The organism is Bacteroides sp. An19, from assembly GCF_002160215.1.
Lineage (GTDB): Bacteria > Bacteroidota > Bacteroidia > Bacteroidales > Bacteroidaceae > Phocaeicola > Phocaeicola intestinalis.
Genome location: NZ_NFKD01000013.1, coordinates 46233 through 67493, shown reverse-complemented (window position 1 = coordinate 67493; position 21261 = coordinate 46233). Strand labels below are relative to the sequence as shown.

20 protein-coding genes are annotated in these 21261 nt (G+C 47.1%); 16 read left to right on the top strand and 4 right to left on the bottom strand.

The window, feature by feature from the left end; genetic code table 11:
- Window positions 1-17: 17 nt before the first annotated feature.
- Window positions 18-1127, top strand: a complete 1110-nt coding sequence (locus B5F25_RS07635; protein WP_087248699.1) for an ABC transporter permease — start codon at window positions 18-20, stop codon at window positions 1125-1127.
- 6 nt (window positions 1128-1133) lie between these two features.
- Entirely contained in the window at window positions 1134-2192 is a 1059-nt protein-coding gene (locus B5F25_RS07630) for an ABC transporter permease (RefSeq protein WP_022038844.1), read from the top strand.
- Between the two features lie 145 nt (window positions 2193-2337).
- On the opposite strand, the gene B5F25_RS21105 is transcribed toward B5F25_RS07630, so the two are convergent.
- Window positions 2338-2523, bottom strand: a complete 186-nt coding sequence (locus B5F25_RS21105; RefSeq protein ID WP_140406886.1) for a hypothetical protein — start codon at window positions 2521-2523, stop codon at window positions 2338-2340.
- 97 nt (window positions 2524-2620) lie between these two features.
- On the opposite strand from B5F25_RS21105, the gene B5F25_RS07620 reads away from it, so the two are divergent.
- From B5F25_RS07620 to B5F25_RS07580, 9 genes are all read left to right on the top strand, one after another.
- Window positions 2621-3793, top strand: coding sequence for an iron-containing alcohol dehydrogenase (locus B5F25_RS07620; RefSeq protein ID WP_022038845.1), 1173 nt, complete (start codon window positions 2621-2623; stop codon window positions 3791-3793).
- A 152-nt stretch (window positions 3794-3945) separates the two neighbouring features.
- Window positions 3946-4488 (top strand): DUF1599 domain-containing protein, encoded by a 543-nt coding sequence (locus B5F25_RS07615; RefSeq protein ID WP_087248697.1) that lies wholly within the window; start codon window positions 3946-3948, stop codon window positions 4486-4488.
- Entirely contained in the window at window positions 4478-5782 is a 1305-nt protein-coding gene (locus tag B5F25_RS07610; RefSeq protein WP_022038847.1) for a BT_3928 family protein, read from the top strand. The genes B5F25_RS07615 and B5F25_RS07610 overlap by 11 nt, the downstream gene beginning before the upstream one ends.
- A gap of 97 nt (window positions 5783-5879) precedes the next feature.
- Entirely contained in the window at window positions 5880-6635 is a 756-nt protein-coding gene (gene tpiA, locus B5F25_RS07605; RefSeq protein WP_022038848.1) for a triose-phosphate isomerase, read from the top strand.
- A gap of 119 nt (window positions 6636-6754) precedes the next feature.
- On the top strand, window positions 6755-7201 hold the full coding sequence (locus B5F25_RS07600; RefSeq protein ID WP_087248695.1) for an SPOR domain-containing protein: 447 nt from the start codon (window positions 6755-6757) through the stop codon (window positions 7199-7201).
- Window positions 7201-7794: a GTP cyclohydrolase I FolE gene (folE, locus tag B5F25_RS07595; RefSeq protein ID WP_022038850.1), complete on the top strand. Its 594-nt coding sequence runs from the start codon at window positions 7201-7203 to the stop codon at window positions 7792-7794. The genes B5F25_RS07600 and folE overlap by 1 nt, the downstream gene beginning before the upstream one ends.
- Before the next feature lie 109 nt (window positions 7795-7903).
- Window positions 7904-9241 (top strand): MATE family efflux transporter, encoded by a 1338-nt coding sequence (locus B5F25_RS07590; RefSeq protein WP_022038851.1) that lies wholly within the window; start codon window positions 7904-7906, stop codon window positions 9239-9241.
- Between the two features lie 427 nt (window positions 9242-9668).
- Window positions 9669-11411, top strand: a complete 1743-nt coding sequence (locus B5F25_RS07585; RefSeq protein ID WP_087248693.1) for a hypothetical protein — start codon at window positions 9669-9671, stop codon at window positions 11409-11411.
- A 450-nt stretch (window positions 11412-11861) separates the two neighbouring features.
- On the top strand, window positions 11862-12743 hold the full coding sequence (locus tag B5F25_RS07580) for a GLPGLI family protein (protein WP_162614373.1): 882 nt from the start codon (window positions 11862-11864) through the stop codon (window positions 12741-12743).
- Here the strand turns inward: B5F25_RS07580 and B5F25_RS21595 are convergent.
- Window positions 12727-12897 (bottom strand): hypothetical protein, encoded by a 171-nt coding sequence (locus B5F25_RS21595; protein ID WP_158100011.1) that lies wholly within the window; start codon window positions 12895-12897, stop codon window positions 12727-12729. The genes B5F25_RS07580 and B5F25_RS21595 overlap by 17 nt on opposite strands.
- Before the next feature lie 264 nt (window positions 12898-13161).
- Window positions 13162-14901 carry an ATP-binding protein gene (locus tag B5F25_RS07570; protein ID WP_087248687.1) on the bottom strand — a complete coding sequence of 580 codons (1740 nt, stop codon included), beginning with the start codon at window positions 14899-14901 and terminating at the stop codon, window positions 13162-13164.
- Window positions 14902-15002: 101 nt separating this feature from the next.
- On the opposite strand from B5F25_RS07570, the gene B5F25_RS21590 reads away from it, so the two are divergent.
- Window positions 15003-15197 carry a hypothetical protein gene (locus B5F25_RS21590; protein ID WP_162614372.1) on the top strand — a complete coding sequence of 65 codons (195 nt, stop codon included), beginning with the start codon at window positions 15003-15005 and terminating at the stop codon, window positions 15195-15197.
- 224 nt (window positions 15198-15421) lie between these two features.
- Here B5F25_RS21590 and B5F25_RS22635 read toward each other — a convergent pair whose 3' ends face one another.
- Window positions 15422-15550, bottom strand: a complete 129-nt coding sequence (locus B5F25_RS22635) for a hypothetical protein (RefSeq protein ID WP_262483239.1) — start codon at window positions 15548-15550, stop codon at window positions 15422-15424.
- A gap of 350 nt (window positions 15551-15900) precedes the next feature.
- On the opposite strand from B5F25_RS22635, the gene B5F25_RS07560 reads away from it, so the two are divergent.
- The 4 genes from B5F25_RS07560 to B5F25_RS07545 all read left to right on the top strand — a co-directional run bounded on the left by B5F25_RS07560 (window position 15901) and on the right by B5F25_RS07545 (window position 21255).
- Window positions 15901-16734, top strand: a complete 834-nt coding sequence (locus tag B5F25_RS07560; RefSeq protein ID WP_087248683.1) for a GLPGLI family protein — start codon at window positions 15901-15903, stop codon at window positions 16732-16734.
- Window positions 16735-16743: 9 nt separating this feature from the next.
- A complete protein-coding gene (locus B5F25_RS07555) occupies window positions 16744-17565 on the top strand; it encodes a GLPGLI family protein (RefSeq protein ID WP_087248681.1) in 822 nt (273 codons plus the stop codon).
- A gap of 50 nt (window positions 17566-17615) precedes the next feature.
- On the top strand, window positions 17616-18488 hold the full coding sequence (locus B5F25_RS07550; RefSeq protein ID WP_087248679.1) for a cysteine peptidase family C39 domain-containing protein: 873 nt from the start codon (window positions 17616-17618) through the stop codon (window positions 18486-18488).
- A 154-nt stretch (window positions 18489-18642) separates the two neighbouring features.
- A complete protein-coding gene (locus B5F25_RS07545; protein WP_087248677.1) occupies window positions 18643-21255 on the top strand; it encodes a carboxypeptidase-like regulatory domain-containing protein in 2613 nt (870 codons plus the stop codon).
- Window positions 21256-21261 lie beyond the last annotated feature (6 nt).

The following is a 21261-nucleotide window of genomic DNA, read 5'->3' as shown; positions in this document are numbered from 1 at the left end:
AAAAGAAACATACGACTATGAAACAATTTATCGCCTTTATCCGGAAAGAGTTCTGTCACATCCTGCGCGACCGGCGCACGATGCTGATACTGATAGGAATGCCCATCGTACAGATTATCCTTTTCGGCTTTGCTATCTCTACCGAAGTACGCAATGTAGAGACCGCCGTACTGATGCCTTCTAGCGATGCAGAAGTGCAACGTATAGTCGAGCGGCTGGATGCCAGCGAATACTTCCATGTAAAATACATCGTACATTCGCCCGATGAAATAGACCGGTTGTTTAAACGGAACCGGATAGAACTGGCAGTAGTTTTCCCTTCCGACCTGAATCGCTTGCGTATGGATGCAGAAGATATCCAGCTAATAGCCGATGCCACGGATCCCAACCTTGCCGTCACACGGAGCACGTATGCCAATGGAATCCTGCATACCGCCCTAAATGCCATCAAACGGACCGGAACAAAAGCAGATGCTTCCCCCAGCCTCATCGTATCGGGCAAGCTGCTCTATAATCCACAAATGAAAAGTGCCTACAACTTCGTACCAGGCGTAATGGGGCTTATCCTGATGCTGATATGTGCGATGATGACCTCCATTTCCATTGTACGCGAAAAAGAAACCGGAACGATGGAAGTCTTGCTTGTCTCTCCCGTCAATCCGTTGTTTGTCATCCTCTCGAAAGCAGTACCCTATTTCGTCTTGTCCCTTATCAACCTGACCACCATTCTGCTGCTCTCGGTATTTGTACTCCAGGTTCCCATTGCAGGCAATCTGTTCAGCCTGCTGAGTGTATCCCTGCTGTTCATCTTCGTCTCGCTGGCATTAGGATTGCTCGTGTCGTGCCTTGTCCGGACACAGGTAGCAGCCATGCTTGTATCAGGCATGGTGATGCTGATTCCCACCATCATCCTGTCGGGCATCATCTTTCCCATCGAAAGTATGCCGGGTATTCTGCAAGCCCTCTCCTGTCTCATTCCGGCACGCTGGTACGTCGGCCTGGTACGAAAACTCATGATAGAAGGTGTACCACTTGCCTACGTCTGGCACGAAGTAACCGTCCTGCTGGTAATGGCCATCGCCCTGATAGGCATCACTGCCCGCAAATTCAAGAACCGTTTAGAATGAAAGCCTATGACACTACGCTACCTGATAGAAAAAGAGTTCAAGCAACTGGCACGCAACAGTTTCCTGCCACGTCTCATTCTGCTTTTCCCATGCATGATGATGCTGATTATACCATGGGCTGCCACCCTGGAAATAGAAGACCTGCGCATTGTGATTATCGACAACGACCATAGCCCTTCTTCCGAACGTCTGGTACACCGAATCGAAGCATCACCTTATTTTAAGCTGACCGGACTGCCCGACACGTATCGTGACGGACTGGAAGCCATCGAGAAAGACCGTGCCGACATGCTGTTGGAAATACCTCGTGGTTTTGAAAAAGAACAAGTGAACGGCAGACCTGCCTCAGCACTGGTTGCCGTCAATGCCGTCAACGGGACTAAAGGTGGATTGGGCAGTTCGTATTTAAACCAGATTCTTGCACCTGCCGGAAACACTTCCATACGCTACCTGTTCAATCCACACCTTGAATACAAGAATTACATGGTTCCGGCACTGATGACCATGTTGCTCGTACTGCTCTGCGGATTTCTTCCGGCACTGAACGTTGTAGGCGAAAAAGAAGCCGGTACCATCGAGCAAATCAATGTCACTCCCGTAAGCCGATTCACTTTCATACTCAGTAAGTTATTACCCTATTGGCTTATCGGATTCATCGTTCTCAACCTTTGTATGCTGTTGGCATGGCTGGTATACGGACTTACTCCTTCGGGGAATATCTTTTGCATCTACATTGCCACCATCGTATTTACCTTCGTGGTGTCTGGTTTAGGACTGGTCATTTCCAATTATTCAGCCACCATGCAACAAGCCATGTTTGTCATGTGGTTCTGTATGCTGATATTCATTCTGATGAGCGGATTGTTTACCCCCATCAGCAGCATGCCCCAGTGGGCACAATGCATCACCTACGCCAATCCATTGCGTTATTTTATGGAAATCATGCGCATGGTGTACCTGAAAGGAAGCAGTCTCACCGATATTCTGCCGCAGCTGGGTACACTTGCCATTTTTGCCACTGTGCTTTATCTGTGGGCCATTGTAAGTTATAAAAAGCAACAATAACCCCGAAATCAGAAACACAGAGCGGAAACAAACGCAAAAGAATCCTGATAGAATATTAATATGAATGTCCTTTAGCCGACAAGGAGTCCTTATTTTATTGGAAGATTTAAGACAGGCTCTTAACCTGAACAAAATTAAACAAGCCCTAAGAAGCTGTTTTGAATTTCTCCAAAAAGTTTTTCTTGGCTTGATGTATCTGTTTTCGTGTGTGCTTTGGGCGATTTTTTGGTCCTTTTCGCTCCTGTTCTTCGTCAGATAGCCCGCTATCTTCCTCATCACAGAAGCGAAAATGCCTCAAAAACTCATCCAAATCATCGCACGATAAATTCAAAACAGCTTCTAAATTGAAAAAATTAACACTCTGCTGGCAACAAGCAATGGTTTTATTCGTATCTTTGAAAATGATGAACCTTTAAAAGCAAACAGATATGAACTCAAATCCAGTTTTTAGTTTGTACGTACCCACCAAGATATTGTTCGGGTGCGGTGAAATAAAGAAATTAGCTACCGAAACACTTCCCGGCAGAAAAGCCATGATAGTCATATCCGGCGGAACGTCCATGAAAAAATATGGATACCTGGATAAAGTATTGGGATACCTTACTGAAAACGATGTCAGTGCCATTGTATACGATAAGATTCTTCCTAATCCCATCAAGACACATGTTATGGAAGCCGCAGCCATCTGCCGCGAGCAGAAATGCGACTTTATCATCGGGTTGGGAGGAGGAAGCAGCATCGACTCTGCAAAAGCCATCGCCGTCATGGCATGCAATGATGGTGATTACTGGAACTACGTAAACGGAGGTACGGGCAAAGGGCGTCCGGTCACAAAAGCACTTCCCATTGTAGCCATACCGACCACAGCCGGAACCGGTACGGAAGCCGATCCATGGACAGTGATTACCAACGAAGAGAAACAGGAAAAAATCGGATTCGGATGCCCACTTACCTTTCCAGTACTCTCCATTGTCGACCCGACGCTGATGGTTACCATACCTCCCCATCTCACGGCATATCAGGGCTTCGATGCCTTCTTCCATGCAGCAGAAGGCTTCCTTGCCAATTGTGCTACTCCTATAAGCGACCTGTACGCACTGGAAGCTATCCGCCTGCTCTATAAATACCTGCCGGTAGCCGTCAATGACGGACGCGACATCAAAGCACGCGCCAAAGTAGCATGGGCCAGCACACTGGCCGGGCTGGTAGAAGCTACATCTTGTTGCATTTCCGAACATTCTATGGAACATGCCATGAGTGCCTATTATCCCGAACTGCCTCATGGAGCCGGACTGATTGCCATCAGTACAGCCTACTTCGAAACTTTCCGCAACGACTGCATGAAACGTTTTATGAAAATGGCAGATGTCATGACCCAACAAAAGAGCAACCGTCCGAGCGATTTCATTGATGCACTGGTACGCATGCAACGCGAATGTCACGTAGACAACATCAAATTGAGCGACTGGGGTATCAAAGAAGAAGACTTTCCCAAGATGGTACAAAATGCACGAGATACCATGGGCAGCCTCTTTACCCTCGATCCTCGTCCGCTGACCGACGATGAAGTACTGAATATCTATAAACAATCGTACAAATAAGTGGTTTAAGGAGTTAAGAGCCTGATAGGATATTGCTTCTTAACTCCTTCACTTTTTTAACTTCCTACATAAATCCGACAAATCTTACCGATTTATTACGCGCTTTACCAGGAAAATCGTAACTTTGCGACATAAATTCATGATACAAGCGTATGAAAGATACGAAAGAACAATTTAAGCACGTCATCACCACCTGTCGGGATTTGTTCACCAAAAAGCTGCACGATTACGGAGCCGCATGGCGCATTATGCGTTCTTCTTCAGTAACCGACCAGCTGTTTATCAAGGCGAACCGTATCCGAAGCATCGAAATCAAAGGTGTCAGTCTGGTAAACGAGGGCATACGCCCCGAATTTATGGCAATAGTCAACTATGGTATCATCGGACTGATCCAACTGGAACTGGGCTATGCAGAAAAGGAAGATATCACCGAAGCACAAGCCTTGGAACTATACGACAAATATGCCAAAGATGCCATGGAACTGATGCTGAAAAAAAATCACGATTATGACGAAGCGTGGCGCAGCATGCGCATTACGTCGTACACCGACTTGATTTTGATGAAGCTGTACCGCACCAAGCAGATTGAAGCATTGAGTGGGAACACATTGGTTTCGGAAGGCGTAGACGCCAACTACATGGATATGATTAATTATGCAGTATTCGCTTTAATCAAACTGGAATTTGGAGAATAAATGCTTACATAGAGCCCTTGTCGTCGGAGTAAACGTTTGCCGTTTCCTGCTGGCAGCCGTATTCATCTTCTCCGGATTCGTGAAGGCGAACGACCCTTTCGGCACCGCCTATAAGATACAAGATTATCTGGAAGCGTGGGGCCTGCTTCAGGTTGTTCCACAGTTCGTCCCATACGTAGGTTCCATGGCAATGGGAGCATTCGAGTTTACATTGGGTGTCTATCTGCTGTTTGGCATCCACCGCAAAGCGACCTCCACATTGCTCCTGCTGGTCATGGCATTCATGACTCCACTCACCCTATGGCTTGCCATTGACAATCCGATAGCAGATTGCGGCTGTTTCGGCGATGCTATTATCCTGACCAACTGGGAAACCTTTGGCAAGAACATCGTGCTGTTACTTGCCGCCATCACTGTATTCCGTTATCGGAAAACCTACATCAGGAAACTGGTCACCGAAAAGGTAGACTGGCTGATAGCCCTCTACACCGTGGTGTTCATCATCGTATTCTCCATCTACTGTGTCCGCGAACTGCCCGTATTCGATTTCCGTCCTTATCACATCGGCATGAACATCCGCCAAGGAATGGAAATCCCCGAAGGGGTGAAACTCACAACTTACGAGACAACATTCATCTATGCTAAAGACGGGAAAGAGCAAGAATTTACCATCGACAACTTTCCCTCCGACTCGACATGGACATTCGTCGAAGCCCAAACGCGGGTAAAAGAGAAAGGCTACGAACCGCCTACTCACGATTTTCACCTCACCTCACAAGAGGACGGCACCGACCTGACCGAAGAAATCCTGAACGATGACAATTACACGTTCTTACTTATCTCGCCCAACCTGCGGCACGCCGATGAGAGCGGGATGGATTTATTCAACGAAGTGTACGACTACTGTTCAGAATATGGATACAGCTTCTTGTGTGTCACCGCTTCATCCGACGAAGACATCGCGATGTGGCAAGACAATACCGGTGCTGAATATCCTTTTGCCATCATGGACGAAATTACCCTGAAAACCATTATCCGCTCCAATCCGGGCCTGTTGCTTCTGAAGGACGGAACCATTCTGAACAAGTGGAGCGTAAACAACATCCCCGACGAATATCAGTTGAATGCACCTTTAGACCAACTTCCCATCGGCCGGTTGGAACCTCCCAACACATGGCATAAAATCATATTGGTGTTCGGCTGGTTCTTCGGTCCACTCATCTTCCTGACCCTATGCGATTTAGGCTGGCTGGAATGGAGCAAGAAGAAAAAGAAGAAAGAGTCAAGAAGTTAAGAAGTTAAGTCAATACATACGAATCAGGCCACTGGCTTAACTTCTTAACCCCTTAACGACAAAATAGTATATTAACCCTTTTAAAACTTAAAACAAAATGAGAAAAAACATTGTAGCAGGAAACTGGAAAATGAACAAGAACCTGCAAGAAGGTATTGCTTTGGCAAAAGAACTGAATGAAGTGTTGACCGCAGACAAACCGAACTGCGACGTTATCATCTGTACTCCGTTTATCCACCTGGCTTCTGTTACTCCGATTGTCGATAAAAACATCATCGGCGTAGGTGCAGAAAACTGCGCAGACAAAGTTTCAGGTGCCTATACTGGCGAAGTTTCGGCAGAAATGGTAGCTTCTACAGGTGCCCAATACGTTATCCTGGGTCACTCTGAACGTCGTGCTTATTATCACGAAACCGTTGAAATCCTGACAGAAAAGGTGAAATTGGCACTTGCCAACAACCTGAAACCTATTTTCTGCATCGGTGAAGTGTTGGAAGAACGCGAAGCAAACAAGCAAAACGAAGTGGTAGAAGCTCAATTGGCTTCTGTATTCTCACTCTCAGCAGAAGACTTCGGCAAGGTTATCCTGGCATACGAACCGGTTTGGGCTATCGGTACCGGTAAAACCGCTACTCCCGAACAAGCAGAAGAAATCCATGCACACATCCGTTCGCTGGTAGCTGCCAAGTACGGTCAGGAAGTAGCAGAAAACACTTCTATCCTGTACGGAGGAAGCTGCAAGCCGTCGAATGCCAAAGAACTGTTCGCTAAACCCGATGTAGACGGCGGATTGATTGGTGGTGCTGCTTTGAAAGCTGCCGACTTCAAAGGCATCATCGATGCGTTCAAATAATTCTTTATAGTTGACTAGGAACCAGGTACTGGTTGACTAGGTTTTAGATAGATTTAGTAAAACTATTTAGAACGTGGTTCCCCCGTACCTGATTGTCTAGTCCCTAAAACACACACATCATGAAATACTTACTATCCCTCTTTTTACTCTTGTGGGGTTCGGCAATGCATGCCCAGCGCACCATTGTGGAAAGCCTGGAGACACACCGTGCAGGCGAAGGAGTAGTAACGGTACATGCAGAATCCTACATCACTTCGCTAATAGGTACACGTTATGCCGCTTCAGCCCCGAAAACATTGAAAGCAAGAGGTTTCCGCGTACAGGTATATGCCGGAAACAATTCGCGCGTAGCACGCAACGAAGCAAATCGGATAGCCGGGAAGATAAAAGAAACATTTCCGGAAATGCCGGTATATACGTATTTCCAACCTCCACGCTGGCTGTGCCGTGTAGGAGATTTCAAGAGCATAGAAGAGGCACACGTAGCCATGCGCCAACTAAGAGCAAGCGGCGAATTCAAAGAAGTAGCGATTGTACGTGAACAAATTAACATTCCCATTGAATAATGATTGATACAAACTTGTTGAAGTTCCCGGAAGAGAAAGTACAGAAACTGATGGCACACTACAAAGAAATACTTTCCCTGCTGGGTGAAGACCCTGAACGGGAAGGACTGGTGAAAACCCCTGAAAGAGTAGCCAAAGCCATGCTGACGCTTACACGGGGATATGAGGTAGACCCGAAAGAAATTTTGTTAGGTGCCAAGTTCAAGGAGGCATACAGCCAGATGGTAGTGGTGAAAGACATCGATTTCTTCTCCATGTGCGAACATCACATGCTTCCCTTCTACGGGAAAGCCCACGTAGCTTATATCCCCAACGGATACATCACGGGACTGAGCAAGATAGCCCGCGTAGTAGATGTATTCTCGCACCGCCTCCAGGTACAGGAGCGCATGACCCTGCAAATCAAAGAATGCATTCAGGAAACGCTGCACCCATTAGGCGTAATGGTAGTAATAGAAGCCAAACACATGTGCATGCAAATGAGAGGAGTAGAAAAACAAAACGCCATCACAACCACCTCCGATTTCACTGGAGCATTCAACCAGGCAAAGACACGCGAGGAATTCATGAATCTTATCCGAAGAGAAAGATAGTTGACAAGGTACCAGTTGACAAGGTGACAAGGCTTTAGATAGTCTTGAGTATGCTGGACCTCGCCCCCTTGTCAACGGGTCGCCTCGTTCCCTAAAATAAAAACAGACTATGACTCAACAAACAGGCATCCGCAAAGGACTGGTCAAACTCGTTATACCCATTTTTATCGAAACTTTGCTCATCATGATGCTGGGAGCAGTAGATACCATCATGCTGAGCCAATACTCCGATGAGAGCGTGGCTGCCGTAGGCGTGGTCAACCAGATTGTGACCTTTGCCTTTCTGGTATTCGAGGTCATCAACATCGGCACATCGGTACTCTGCTCGCAGTACTTGGGAGCTAAATTAGAAAAAAACATGATACAGGTAGTGGGGGTAGCCTTATTGCTCAATTTGGTAGTAGGACTGGCAGTCAGTGCCATCCTGCATTTTGGTGCCACTACACTGTTGGGCTGGATGGGACTACGCCCCGAGTTGTTACAATATGGTATCGGCTATATGGAGATTGTGGGAGCATTCGCTTTCTTCCAGGCCATCTCGCTCACCATTTCCGCCTCGTTACGCAGTGCCAACAAAGCCATTTACCCGATGCTGGTTACCGTACTGGTCAACATCATGAACATCATCGGCAATTATTCGCTGATTTTCGGCAAGTGGGGCATGCCGGCACTGGGAGCCGAAGGTGCTGCCATCTCTACCGCTTTCGCCCGTGGCGTAAGCATGGTTGTATTGTTTGTCATCCTCTTCCGCAAACACATCCCCAAGTTTCCCCTTGCCTATTTCCGCCCTTTCCCATGGATAGAGCTGAAAAACCTGTTGAAAATCGGGCTTCCTTCTGCCGGCGAAAACATCTCGTACAGTTTCTCGCAAGTGGTCATCACCTACCTTATTAATATATTAGGCAACAATGCCCTTGCCACCCGTACCTATACGGTCAACATCGTGATGTTTGTCTACCTCTTTGCCATCGCCATGGCGCAAGGAGGTGCCATCACCATCGGACACCTGGTAGGACAGAAAAAGGTCCGTGCCGCCTACCTTTTGGGCAAGTACGTAATGCGGCTTTCCATTCTGGTGTCGCTCATACTCTCGTGCATCTGGGCAGCTTCGGGGCATTTCATCTTCAGCCTCCTGACCGACAACCAGGAAATCATCCGGCTGGGTGTCACTGTGATGATTATCGATGTGATTGTGGAAATCGGACGTGCCGTGAACATCTATGCCACTAACGCCCTCCGTTCTGCGGGCGATGTCAACTTCCCTTTCTATGTAGGGCTGGTGGTGCAGTGGAGCGTGTCGGTAGGCGTCAGCTACCTGCTCGGCATCCATTGGGGCTGGGGACTGATAGGCATGTGGTGCGCCTTCCTGCTCGACGAGAATATCCGTGCCATTATCTTCGTCCGCCGCTGGAACAGCATGAAATGGGCGAAGAAAGGATTCGTTTAGTGAGTTTTTGAGTTCTTAAGTTTTTGAGTTCTTAAGTTTTTGAGTTCTTAAGTTCTTGAGTTTGTATGTTTCAACTTAAAAGTTTCAACTCAAAAACACTCATAAACTTAAAAACTTACAAACTCAAAAACTTACAAACTTAAAAACTTACAAACTCAAAAACTTACAAACTGTTTTGAATTTATCGTGCGATGATTGGGGATGTTTTTTTGCAGAGAAGGTGTATCAAAATGAAAGTTGATTCCAATTTCGGCACACCCTCCTATAGGCAATTAAGAAAAATGCAGATATAATCTGTGTAATCTGTGGTGAAAAATCAAAGGAAATAATCATCTTTCAGACAGGGAAAGCGTTCTTATCGTTGTAAAATCATGAGCCGATTCCATCATTTTTATTACTTTTGCACCGTTAAAAGACATAACCGCCTATGTTAAGAAGAATCATCCTGCCGTTGCTTTGCCTGATGTTGCTTCTCCCTGCCTGTAAGGAAGAACCGAAAATCCCAGCCGAATTGAAAGCAATCAACGAAGCTATCGAAAGCGACAAACCGGGAATATACTATATGTTGCAAGACTACAAGCCTAAGGTCCAAAGGCAACCCGAAGCCGTGCGGATGTATTACGACTACCTTACCATTAAATATGAAGACCAGATTAGTTTCCGCCATCCTTCCGATAGCTTGATAAAAGGCATCGTGCACTACTACGAGGAGAAGAACGACCGCCGGATGTTGCCCGAAGTGTATTACCTTGCCGGGCGGGTATATGCCAGTTTTGGCGATGCCCTCCGGGGACTGGACTATTACCAGCAGGCTTTGGACGCATCTGCTGCGCAAGGCAATGAAAAGCTGATGCAACGTATCTATTTCCAGATGGGGCACATCTTCCTGCATCAGGATGTGTACAACGAGGCATTGAATGCCCAGCGGAAAGCACTTGGCTACAAACACCTGGCGGTGGACAGCGTGTCGGAAGTATTTATCCTGAAAGACTTAGGAGCCACTTACGCGGCACAGGGAAAGACCGACAGCGCTTTCCTTTACTACCAGGAAGCCTTGCGGAAAGCCGAAACCGCCTGCAATGCTTCCGTCCGCTTCTACGTAAAAGAAGACATAGCAGCACTCCATCTCCGCCTGGGCGAATACGACAAAGCATGGCACCTGCTCGATGCACCTCCTGCCGATATGGATGCCAGCGTGCAGGCAACGCTCTACCGCTTGAAAGCTCAGCTTTTTCACCGCACCGGACAACCTGACTCTGCCCTCTACTATTGCCGTCTTTTGACCCGTGAGGGCAGCTCGGTGTACGACCGGCAGGCAGCAAGCCTGGAAATGGCAGGCATCTTTACCGGACAAGGACGTTTTCAGGATGCCGTCAACCAGTACTGCCAATACGTCACTTATACCGACTCGGTGCAGAAACTCATCCGTACCGCTGCCATCAGCAAGGCACAATCTACCTACAACTACCGGTTACGCGAGCGGGAGAACAACCAGCTGAAACTGAAAAACGCCGAGCAGCGCACCCTGATACTGGTCTACCTGCTTGCCGGTGTACTCATCACAGGAGGCGGCACTGTCTACCTGCTCCACCTGCGCACCAGCCGGCAGAAGCAGAACGAACGCATCAAGGAACTGGAGCGCCAACAGGAAGAACAATACACCCGAAGCCGTGCCTACATTGAACAGAACAATGCCGTCATCCGCCAACTGGAGACCCGACTGGCTTCTACCTCGGCAGATAACACGCGGATGCGCGAACGCCTGCAGACCCAACAAGAGCAATTGCGCCAACGCAACATCCGTGCCGAAGCCGAAATGCGCCAACAGGAACTGGCACTGCATACGTTCCGCCAATCGGATATTTACATCCGTTTCCATCAGGCAGCAGACTTTTGTGAATTGTCGGAAGCAGACTGGCAAGTATTGCAACACACCATCGATGAAACCTTCAACCATTTCACAGCACGCCTCTATGCACTCTCTCCCCTCAACGAACGCGAGCTTCGCATTTGCCTGCTGGTAAAAGCCGAAATCCAGCCTACCGGCATCGCCCAACTGACTGGTCGTGTAAAGTCCACCATCACATCCGCCCGCAAAAACCTATTCGAAAAACTATACGGCAAGAAAGGCTCGGCAGAAGACTTCGACCGCTTTATCCGGGCTTTCTGAAAGTATCCGCCAACTGCCCGGTTTTTCCACTACAGATAACACGGATTATACCATGCGCGGTATGAAATTGTGCCTTTTGTGGATGGGGCAATAAATAATGTGACAATGTGATAATGTGACAATGTATTAATGTGATAATGTGACAATGTATTAATGTGATAATGTGACAATGTATTAATGTGATAATGTGGCAATATGTTAATGTGTTAATGTGTTAATGTGTTAATGTGAAAATGTGAAAATGTGAAAATAAATTAGCACATTGCTCTATTATTTATTGGCACATTAAAAGCCCGTCTGTGTCTTTCCGTGTTTTCTGTGTCCCTTCAGAATTCGCAAATGCTTTTTCGAACAAAAACCGCACCGCATCGAACAAAAACCGAACCCGTTTACAGCACCCTATTCAGCAGGTTTCCCTACTTTTGCTTCAAACCAAAAACGAAAAATGCCATGAAACCAATGTTCTATTCACTCTTCGCGCTGTGCTTCCTGATGCCCACATACGCACAAACCGTCGATTTTATCAAAGAACTGGAACCTGCCATCTTGCAATGCACCTACCGGTGCACCATGAAACTTGATACATTAGGGACTAATACAAAAACAGACCGGATGATACTCCGCATCGGGAAAAACATCAGCCAATTCTACTCGTACACGGCTTACCGCACCGATTCGATATGGAAAACACCCAACGGAAAACGGATTTGGGGCAATGCCATGGTACGTGCCATCCGTTCGAAAAACCATGCCCAAATGCTCAATGCCAACATGGTAACCAACGATTATATCTATAAAAACTATCCCGAAGGCAAACTCAGCACGTATGCCCAACTGGGAGTAACAAGCGTACGGATAGAAGAAGACTACACCGGACAGGATTGGACTTTGCAGGACAGCAACAAGACCCTGCTGGGCTATCCCTGTCAACTTGCCACGTGCAGTTTCCGCAGACGAGACTACCAGGCATGGTTTACCTCGGATATACCGATTGCCAACGGGCCGTGGAAGTTCAAAGGCTTGCCCGGACTGATACTGGAAGTGTACGACACGCAATGCCATTATCAATTCCGGATAGAAGGAATAGAACGGACAAACATCGCTCCCGTATGTTTCTACTATACACTACCCGACCCACGGACAGCGGAACGCACCGACCGCATCCGTTACTTGCAACTCAAGGAAGAAGGCACGGCAGGCGTCCCCGGCTTCATACAGAAAACAGGATTAAGCGGAGGCAAAAAGAAAGACAGGCAAAAAATGCCAAAAGGCAATGCATCGCCTACGACTATATGGAAACCGATTATCACACACACTAAGAAGCTGTTTTGAATTTCTTCAAAAAGTTTTTCTTGGCTTGATGTATCCGTTTTCGTGTGTGCTTTGGGCGATTTTTTGGCCCTTTTCGCTCCTGTTCTTCGTCAGATAGCCCGCTATCTTCCTCATCACAGAAGCGAAAATGCCTCAAAAACTCATCCCAAATCATCGCACGATAAATTCAAAACAGCTTCTAAGGAAGTGTTTTTTCATTTCCTCTGACAAATTTGTTTGGCAGGATATGAACCAATGCTTGATTGAAAGCATTACAATCTGCTTCAAGCAGTCTACATTTTACGTTCTCCGTCCCAAAACCGTACGGTTTCCGAACCAAAAACGTACGGTTTTGGTTAGGAAACCATAAAAGGATGCTATCTGCACCGATAATATAATCCAAACATTCACCCAAATGTATGGAAGACATGCGGGAAATTCAACTGATTTCTGAACAAAGGGCTATTTCCGCCCCGCGGAACACCACTTTCAGCAAATGAAGCCGCGTGCCTTGACAGAGCCGTTTCACTATCTTGTCGTTGGCGTATTGATGCAACCGACCGTCGGCTTCCGTGCTCTTTGCCTCCACTTCCGCATCCGTAGCGGTGGGCTTTACGTATTTCAACTCCAAGATGTAGCTATGCGCAATCTCCGGATAACGTGCCTTGTCGGGCAACATCAGGAAGTCACTATACCCATAATTCAGTTCGATTTCAGGCTCTACCAGGTAAAGGGTATTCAGGGCGAGGTATGCCTTGAAAAAGCCTTGCAGGTTGTGCTCGCCCAAGATGCTGTCGCGCACCGAAGAGTTTTCCTTGTATGCCTCGGCAATGCGGTTGATTAGCGACATCCAATCCCCATCGAATGACATCTGGTCCATTTCATCTTGCAAAGCGGTCATGTCTACCCGTGCGCTGCGGCCGAAATAATCCCTCATGAAACTCCAATACTGCTCTTTCACGCAATTGTTCGGTATTTCCATTTCGATACGTCTGCCGAGACTTTTTTTCATTGTAAGCAAACCGTAATAATAAAGCAGGCTCCGGAAATTATCTTCATCAGTCACACCTTCGGCAGGGAAAGAGGTTTTCAACGTCATCACAATCGAACCTGTTGCAGAGATTTCTTCTATCACGCTCATACGTTTCTCCTTCAGGTTGCCACGGTCTATTTCCGCCAGCATCTGCAGTTTCTTGTAATCCGTGCGGACGTTCATGTCCACCATTTCCTTAGGCGGACGGTTAAAGGCGACTTGGTGGCGTAAATAGTAGAGCACCATGTCGCAGTTGTACAAGCGTTCTTCATCGGTATACTCTTCCGCAAAGCAATAGTTGTTATACCACGGCTTCATTTCCGTCAGCATCGCTTCGATGTCGGCATCGGCACGCAGCTTGCCGTTGTCCTTGTAGTATTGGAACATGGTGCGCACGTCCGACTCCGGGAAACCGAGCATGTAGTTGAACCGCGGGTCTTGCGAGATGTTCCAACCGATGTTGTATCCGCTCGTAAGGTCATCCAGCGTAACGGGAGACACCCCTATCATGAAGATGCGGCTGAACATCGCCTTGAATATCTTGAAATACTCACGGTAGAAACCGCTGGCATGGGTCAGGTTGCGGAACACTTCCTTACCGCCTTCACTCAAGATTACATTGGTGAAATTGTCGTATTCGTCAATAATCAGATAAAGCAAGTATTTCTTGCGGCGTGCTTCAGCATTAATCAGCCTCAGCTTGGAAGCCGCGTCTTTTTCGGCAAGCACATTTTCGAAGGTTGACTCATCGTAATAATCTTTATATTGCTTGATAAATGAATCAAGTTCGGCACAGCAATAGTCGTTGAACGTATATTCCAGCCTTTCCATGCCTGCCCCCGCCAACGAGAAATCAAAATAAATCACCTGGAAAGCGTTCTTCAGCGGCGTGGGATGCTCCTTTATCCAAAGCCCGTCGAACAACGTGTCGAAACGGTCTGCCATGGCGATATCGTAATACGCCTGCATCATGCTTACGAACACGCTCTTGCCGAAACGCCGGGGGCGAATTAAGAACAAGAAGTCGCTTGCCTCTTCTAATAAAGGAAGATACATCGTTTTATCTATATAATACCGGTTTTTGCTTCTTACGTCTTCGAAGCTTGCCACTCCATAAGGAATGCCTTTGACTGCTGCCTTTTCCATACTCTTTAAGTTCTAAGTTTCCGCATAGGCAAAGATACGGATTTTCCCGAAACAGCCCAACTTGTCAAGTTCATTAGAAGCTGTTTTGAATTTATCGTGCGATGATTTGGGATGAGTTTTTGAGGCATTTTCGCTTCTGTGATGAGGAAGATAGCGGGCTATCTGACGAAGAGCAGGAGCGAAAAAGACCAGAAAATCGCCCAAAGCACACACGAAAACGGATACATCAAGCCAAGAAAAACTTTTTGGAGAAATTCAAAACAGCTTCTGAATATCCTCAAAATGCCAGTAGATAAAAGGAGCGTGAGGAAATACATTCCAGTCCTCCCCCAATCCCATATTGCCAGGACTGCAGTCCTAGATAGTATAGGACTGCAGTACCAGTAAGGTAAAACTGCAGTCCCAGCCTATCAGGACAGGGAAAGATTATAGCTTTGTAGAAAAGGTCGTGCAGCTTTGTAGAAAAGGTTGACTACTTTAAGTCTTATTCGTAGTATGGTATTATTACTATTCATGCCTGTCATTTACCGGTGTGAGGCAATACCATATTTGCCTTGCAGAAGAATGGAGCCTTTCTGGAATAAAATACTGGCAGTGAGGAAGCTCCCATCACTTCCAGCTCTTTTCGCAAACATTCAGTAATCATCATATTTTCAGCAGTTTCATAGATATTTTCTTAATGGCGGTCATTCATCGCACGATAAATTCAAAATAGGAACTTATACTATGCGGTATAGATTTGTGCATTTTAATGAAACATAACTATTCACCACAGAGGCCACAAAGAACCACAGAGGAAAAATTTAAAAGACTCTGTGTACCTGTGCCCTCTGTGGTAAGAAAATGCACACTTTCATACCGCGCAAAGTATAAAAATTTTCATCGAACAAAAACCGAATCCTAAAACCGTAGCATCGAACAAAAACTGAACTGTTTTATAGCTTCCGGTTCAAGCGGTTTCCCTACTTTTGCCGATATCGAATTTAAAACTTTACAGATATGGCAAAACACACATTTATCGCCTTGATGATGCTCAGCTTCCTGCTTCCGGCACAGGCACAAATCGGAACCACCACACAAGTAATAGAACCAGCCATCATGGAATGCCAGTATGACCATACCGCTATACGAGACACATTTGATTGTAGTCAAGTAATGAAAGACCGGATGATTTTACGGATAGGGAAGAATGTCAGCCAATTCTATAGCTGGTACACCCACTATGGAGATTCATTATGGTCAAGCCCTACAGGACAACAAATAGCCATAAAAAGAACATTCGAAGCCATTCGTACAAAAAACTTCGAAAACAAACCGGGCGAACGCACACCCGGATATATCTATAAATCATATCCCCAAAAAGGGGTAACCACTACATACGTTATACAGGTAGAACCAGATTTGACACTTCAAAAGAAACCCGCTTGCCTATATTTCTCAGAAGATACGCCTAAACAAACGTGGGAAGTGCAAGACTCCATAAAGCAAATAGCAGGTTATTCCTGCCAACTTGCCGTTACTCAATTTAGAGGCAGACTATGGTATGCTTGGTTTTCTCTTGATATTCCCATTGATAATGGACCATGGAAACTTTGCGGATTGCCAGGACTGATTATGGAAGCATACGATAAGCAAAATTATTACCATTATACATTAACAAGCATACGTACAAAAGACGTGGAGCCAATCATTTTTTATAATTATTGGAATTCGGTATTTGAACAGACTACACGACTTACCTATTTAAAAAGAGCGCATAAGTTCATAACCCAATATAGTGAACACTTAAAATATACCCAATATGATTTCTTAGAATTAGATTACCAGCCATAAAATAACATCATGAAACGAAATCTCCTATTTTATATACTCTTGTGCATTTTACCACACGCACAAGCACAAATAGACCACATCACGCAAATTATTGAACCATCGCTATTGGAATGTAAATACCAATGGATACAAAAGCAAGATACACTAAAAAATAATGTAGTAATTGATACAATGATTTTACGCATTGGAAAAAATGTAAGCCAATGTTATCCGTATTCCACGTTTAAAATAGATTCTCTCGCTAATGATCCCAAAGGGAGTGAAACCTTATTACAACAAATGATGGCATCATTTAATGGAGAAGGTCCTGCATTAGGAACAAAAATCATCAATGAATACTATTATAAAAATTATCCGAAAGGCAAACTCACAACGTGGGTGACAAAATCAATAGCCTATCAGATAGAAGAAAAATATGAAAAACAGCCATGGATATTGATAGAAGACAGCATTAAAACCATAAATAAGTATCAATGTCGTTTAGCTGTATGCAAATTTCATGGTAGGGAATATAAAGCCTGGTACACCACTGAACTTCTTTATCAAGAAGGACCGTGGAAGTTTCATGGTTTACCCGGATTAATCATAGAGGTTTACGACACGAAAGACCATTATCATTTCACCTTAGTTAGTGTAAAACGAGAGAATCTTCCCCCTGTATGTTTTTATGATATCAAGAATTCGTCACAATCTCAAGGAGAAAGGATAGACCGTATTTCTTATTTAAAACAGTCAGCGGAAAACAATCCGTATATGCATGAGAAGAAAAAAGACTCAAAAGGAAACACGGTCGCTTACGATTACATGGAAACCGATTATCATAACTATTAATTTTAGATAAAACGAACCTAATACAATAAAACAAACTATTGAAAAACTTCATGCAACGTTTCCCCCACTATCGGCAACATGAACAAATGGACTGCGGACCGACCTGCCTGCGTATGATAGCCGCCTATTACGGCAAACGCTACTCACTGGAACGCTTGCGCGAGCAGTGCCACATCAGCCGGTTAGGGGTATCGATGTTAGGTATCAGCGAAGCGGCGGAAAAGATAGGGATGCGCAGCATGGGGGTGGAAATCAGCTTCAAGCAATTGAAGGAAGACGCCCCTTTGCCTTGCATCGTACACTGGAACCAAGAACACTTCGTCGTGGTGTACCGCTGCACGGAAAAACAAGTGTGGGTGGCAGACCCGGCTACCAGCAAACTGAAATATACGGCAGAAGAGTTCTGCCGCTGCTGGACAAGCAACCGCAAAGAGGGACAGGACACAGGCATTGCCCTGCTACTGGAACCTTCGCCGGAGTTTTACAAAGAAGAAGACGATGAAACGGACAACGGCTTTCAAGGGATGGGCTTCATGCTTTCGTACATCAAGCCTTACAAGCAACTGGTGGGACAACTGTTCCTCGGCTTGCTGTTGGGCAGCCTGATACAGCTGATACTGCCTTTCCTCACCCAGTCTATCGTAGACTTCGGCATCAACAACCAGAACCTGAACTACGTGTACCTGGTCTTGCTGGCACAACTCACTTTATCCATCAGCAATGCGGGCGTGGGCTTTATCCGCGGCTGGATATTGCTGCACTTGGGCACACGCATCAACATCTCGCTTATCTCGGCTGAAGAACACGAAGAAGCACGCCGTGCCTTCCTGAACCAACAAAGGGGCATGGAACAGATGATGAGCAACCTGTCTTCGGCACGCATCCAAGAAGCCAGCCTACGGCAAGACTGCTGGACCCATTGAAATATTTATGGGAGAAATATACCTGACGAACAAAAAACAAACTGCAAGGAGGAAACATCGAACAAAAACCGAACGATTTTATAGTTCCCGACCTGGCAGATTTGCCTACCTTTACTAAAACAGTAAAGAACCCAACAGCTAATAATTGCAATTCATGAAACACCTTATCGTATACCTGTTCTTGCTCTGCCTCGCTTCTTCCCTCTGCGCCCAGCAACGGACATTAACGGGCAAAGTGACCGATTCCGCCAAGCAAGTCTCCTTACAAGGAGTAAGTGTAACAGTCTGCCGGGCAGACGGAAAAAGCATCCTTGCCTTTGCCATTACGGACGAGGACGGGACATTCAGCCTAAACGTGGACAGCACAAAGGCAAGCCGTGCGGTGATACGCTTCTCTTGCCTGGGCTATGCAGCCGTGACCCGCCCTATCCAGCCGCAAGACCAAACCTACCGCATCGGCTTGCAACCCGAAGAAATCAGCATCCGGGAGGTCATCGTGAAAGCACCGAAGATACGGGCGCAAGGAGATACGATCATCTATAATGTAGCACGCTTCTCGAAAGAGGGCGACCGCACCATCGGGGACATCCTGAAGAAGCTGCCCGGCATACAGGTAGCGGACGACGAGAAGATTTCGTACCAAGGCACGCCCATCAACAAATTCTACATCGAGGGCAAAGACCTGCTGGGCGGAAAGTATGGCATCGCCACCAACAGTATCTCCAACCAAGACGTAAACAGCGTGGAGGTGATGGAGAACCACCAGCCCATCAAGGCACTGAACGGACTGAGCCTTTCGGATCAGGCAGCCATCAACCTGCGCCTGAAAGAGAACGTGAAGCAACGGTGGATAGGAAGCGTGAAAGGAGGAATCGGGCTTGCCGCGCCTGCATCGGCACTATGGGACGAGGAACTGATAGCCATGCAGTTCAACAAGAAATTCCAGTCGCTCAACACCTACAAGACCAACAACACGGGCAGGGACGTGACCCGCGAGTTCAAGTCGTTCGACATCAACGCCACACGCTACCGGCGCGAAAAACTGACCGACTACATCCGCATCGTGCCTCCGGCAGTACAGGCACTGAACAAAGAGCGCGAGCTGTTCAACCGAACCCATCAGGCGACTTCGAACAACCTGTTCCAACTGAAGAACGGAATGAACGTGACCGTAGGCATCGGCTACATGAACCACCGGACCGAATCGGACAAGCAGACCGTGACGCAATATTTCCAAGCGAACGCCGATACCACCACCATCCGCGAAAAAGAGAGTTCGCTCTTCGAGCAACAGCAGCTTTCCGCCGAGATACGGCTGGAAGCGAACGAAGACACCTACAACCTGACCGAACGCCTGATGGCAGACTTCGCGTGGCTGGACAAGAATGACGGCGTGAGCGGAACCATCCCCAACACCCAAGATGCCTGGTCGCCCGACAAACAGCTGACCAACGACCTCTACCTGCTGAAGCGGTTCGGCAACAAGTTCATCATCTTCACCTCGTACACCTTCGTGCAAGACCATCCGCAACGGATGGACGTGACGTACGGAGACGAAACACGCAGCCAGCGGATAGAGCAGCGAAAACTGTTCTCGGACAACAAAGTGGATTATGGATTCGCCATAGGGCAAGTCACGGTAAGCCTAGGAGCCGGAGCCAAAGTGATGTGGCGCGACATGGCATCGGAACTGGAGGGCGTAACGCTGACCGATAATGACGAGGAAGGTTCGGGCATGAACTACACGCAGCTCTACCTCACCCCCAAACTGGAATATACGTGGCGCAGGCTGAAGACCCGACTTGCGCTGCCCGTCAACTTCTACCATTATCTATATAAGGAAAAGGCAAACGGGCTGAAAAGCCCCTCGACCCGTGTGTTGTTCAATCCAGACCTGTACCTGTCGTATACCCTAAGCGCACGCTGGGACATCGACCTTTCGGGCGGAATCACCAGCCGTCCGCTCGGTGATGCCTCTTTCTATCCAGGTTACCTGATGGATTCTTACCGCACGCTGATGAAAGGTTATCCCGTATACGGGCTGAGCACCAGCAAATACATCGAAGGTGGCATCTACTACAAGCGTCCCTTGGACGAACTGTTTGCCGATGTGTCGGTGTCACACAACTGGATGAGCCTGCCCTACCTGACCCATCAGCAATTCGAAGGAGATTTCATCGTCACTTCATACCAGCAGGGAGAAAACACGGCACGCCAGCTGGACGTGAACGGCAATGTATCAAAAGGATTCGATTTCCTGAACTGCTACATCTACCTGAAAGGGATGTACACCAACCGCCATGCGGTGCTGGTGCGCAACGAAGAACGGATACCGAACGTGCGCACAATGTGGAGCATCGGGCCGCGCATCGAAGCGGACCTGACGGAAAAAATTACCCTGCACTATGAGTTAAACTATGGGAAAAGCAAGTTAAGGCTGGAAGAAGAAGGAAGCGAGACGAATACCGCTTCATTAGAGCAAAGCCTCAGCCTGCGGATAACACCCGCCGCAAAGCTCAGCATCTTGCTGAAAGGCGGGCATTACCGCAACCGGGAAACAGATAGCCGCAAGCGGGATTTCTTCCTTGCCGATGCCGTGGTGTTATACAAACTCTCCAAACGGATGGACATGGAGCTTGCCGCCACCAACTTGCTGGACGAAAGAGAATACACCTATACCTCTTTCACCGATGAAGCCAGCACCGTATCACGCAGCTACCGCATCCGCCCCCGCAATCTGCTGTTCACCCTGCGGATGACGTACTGAGGCCAC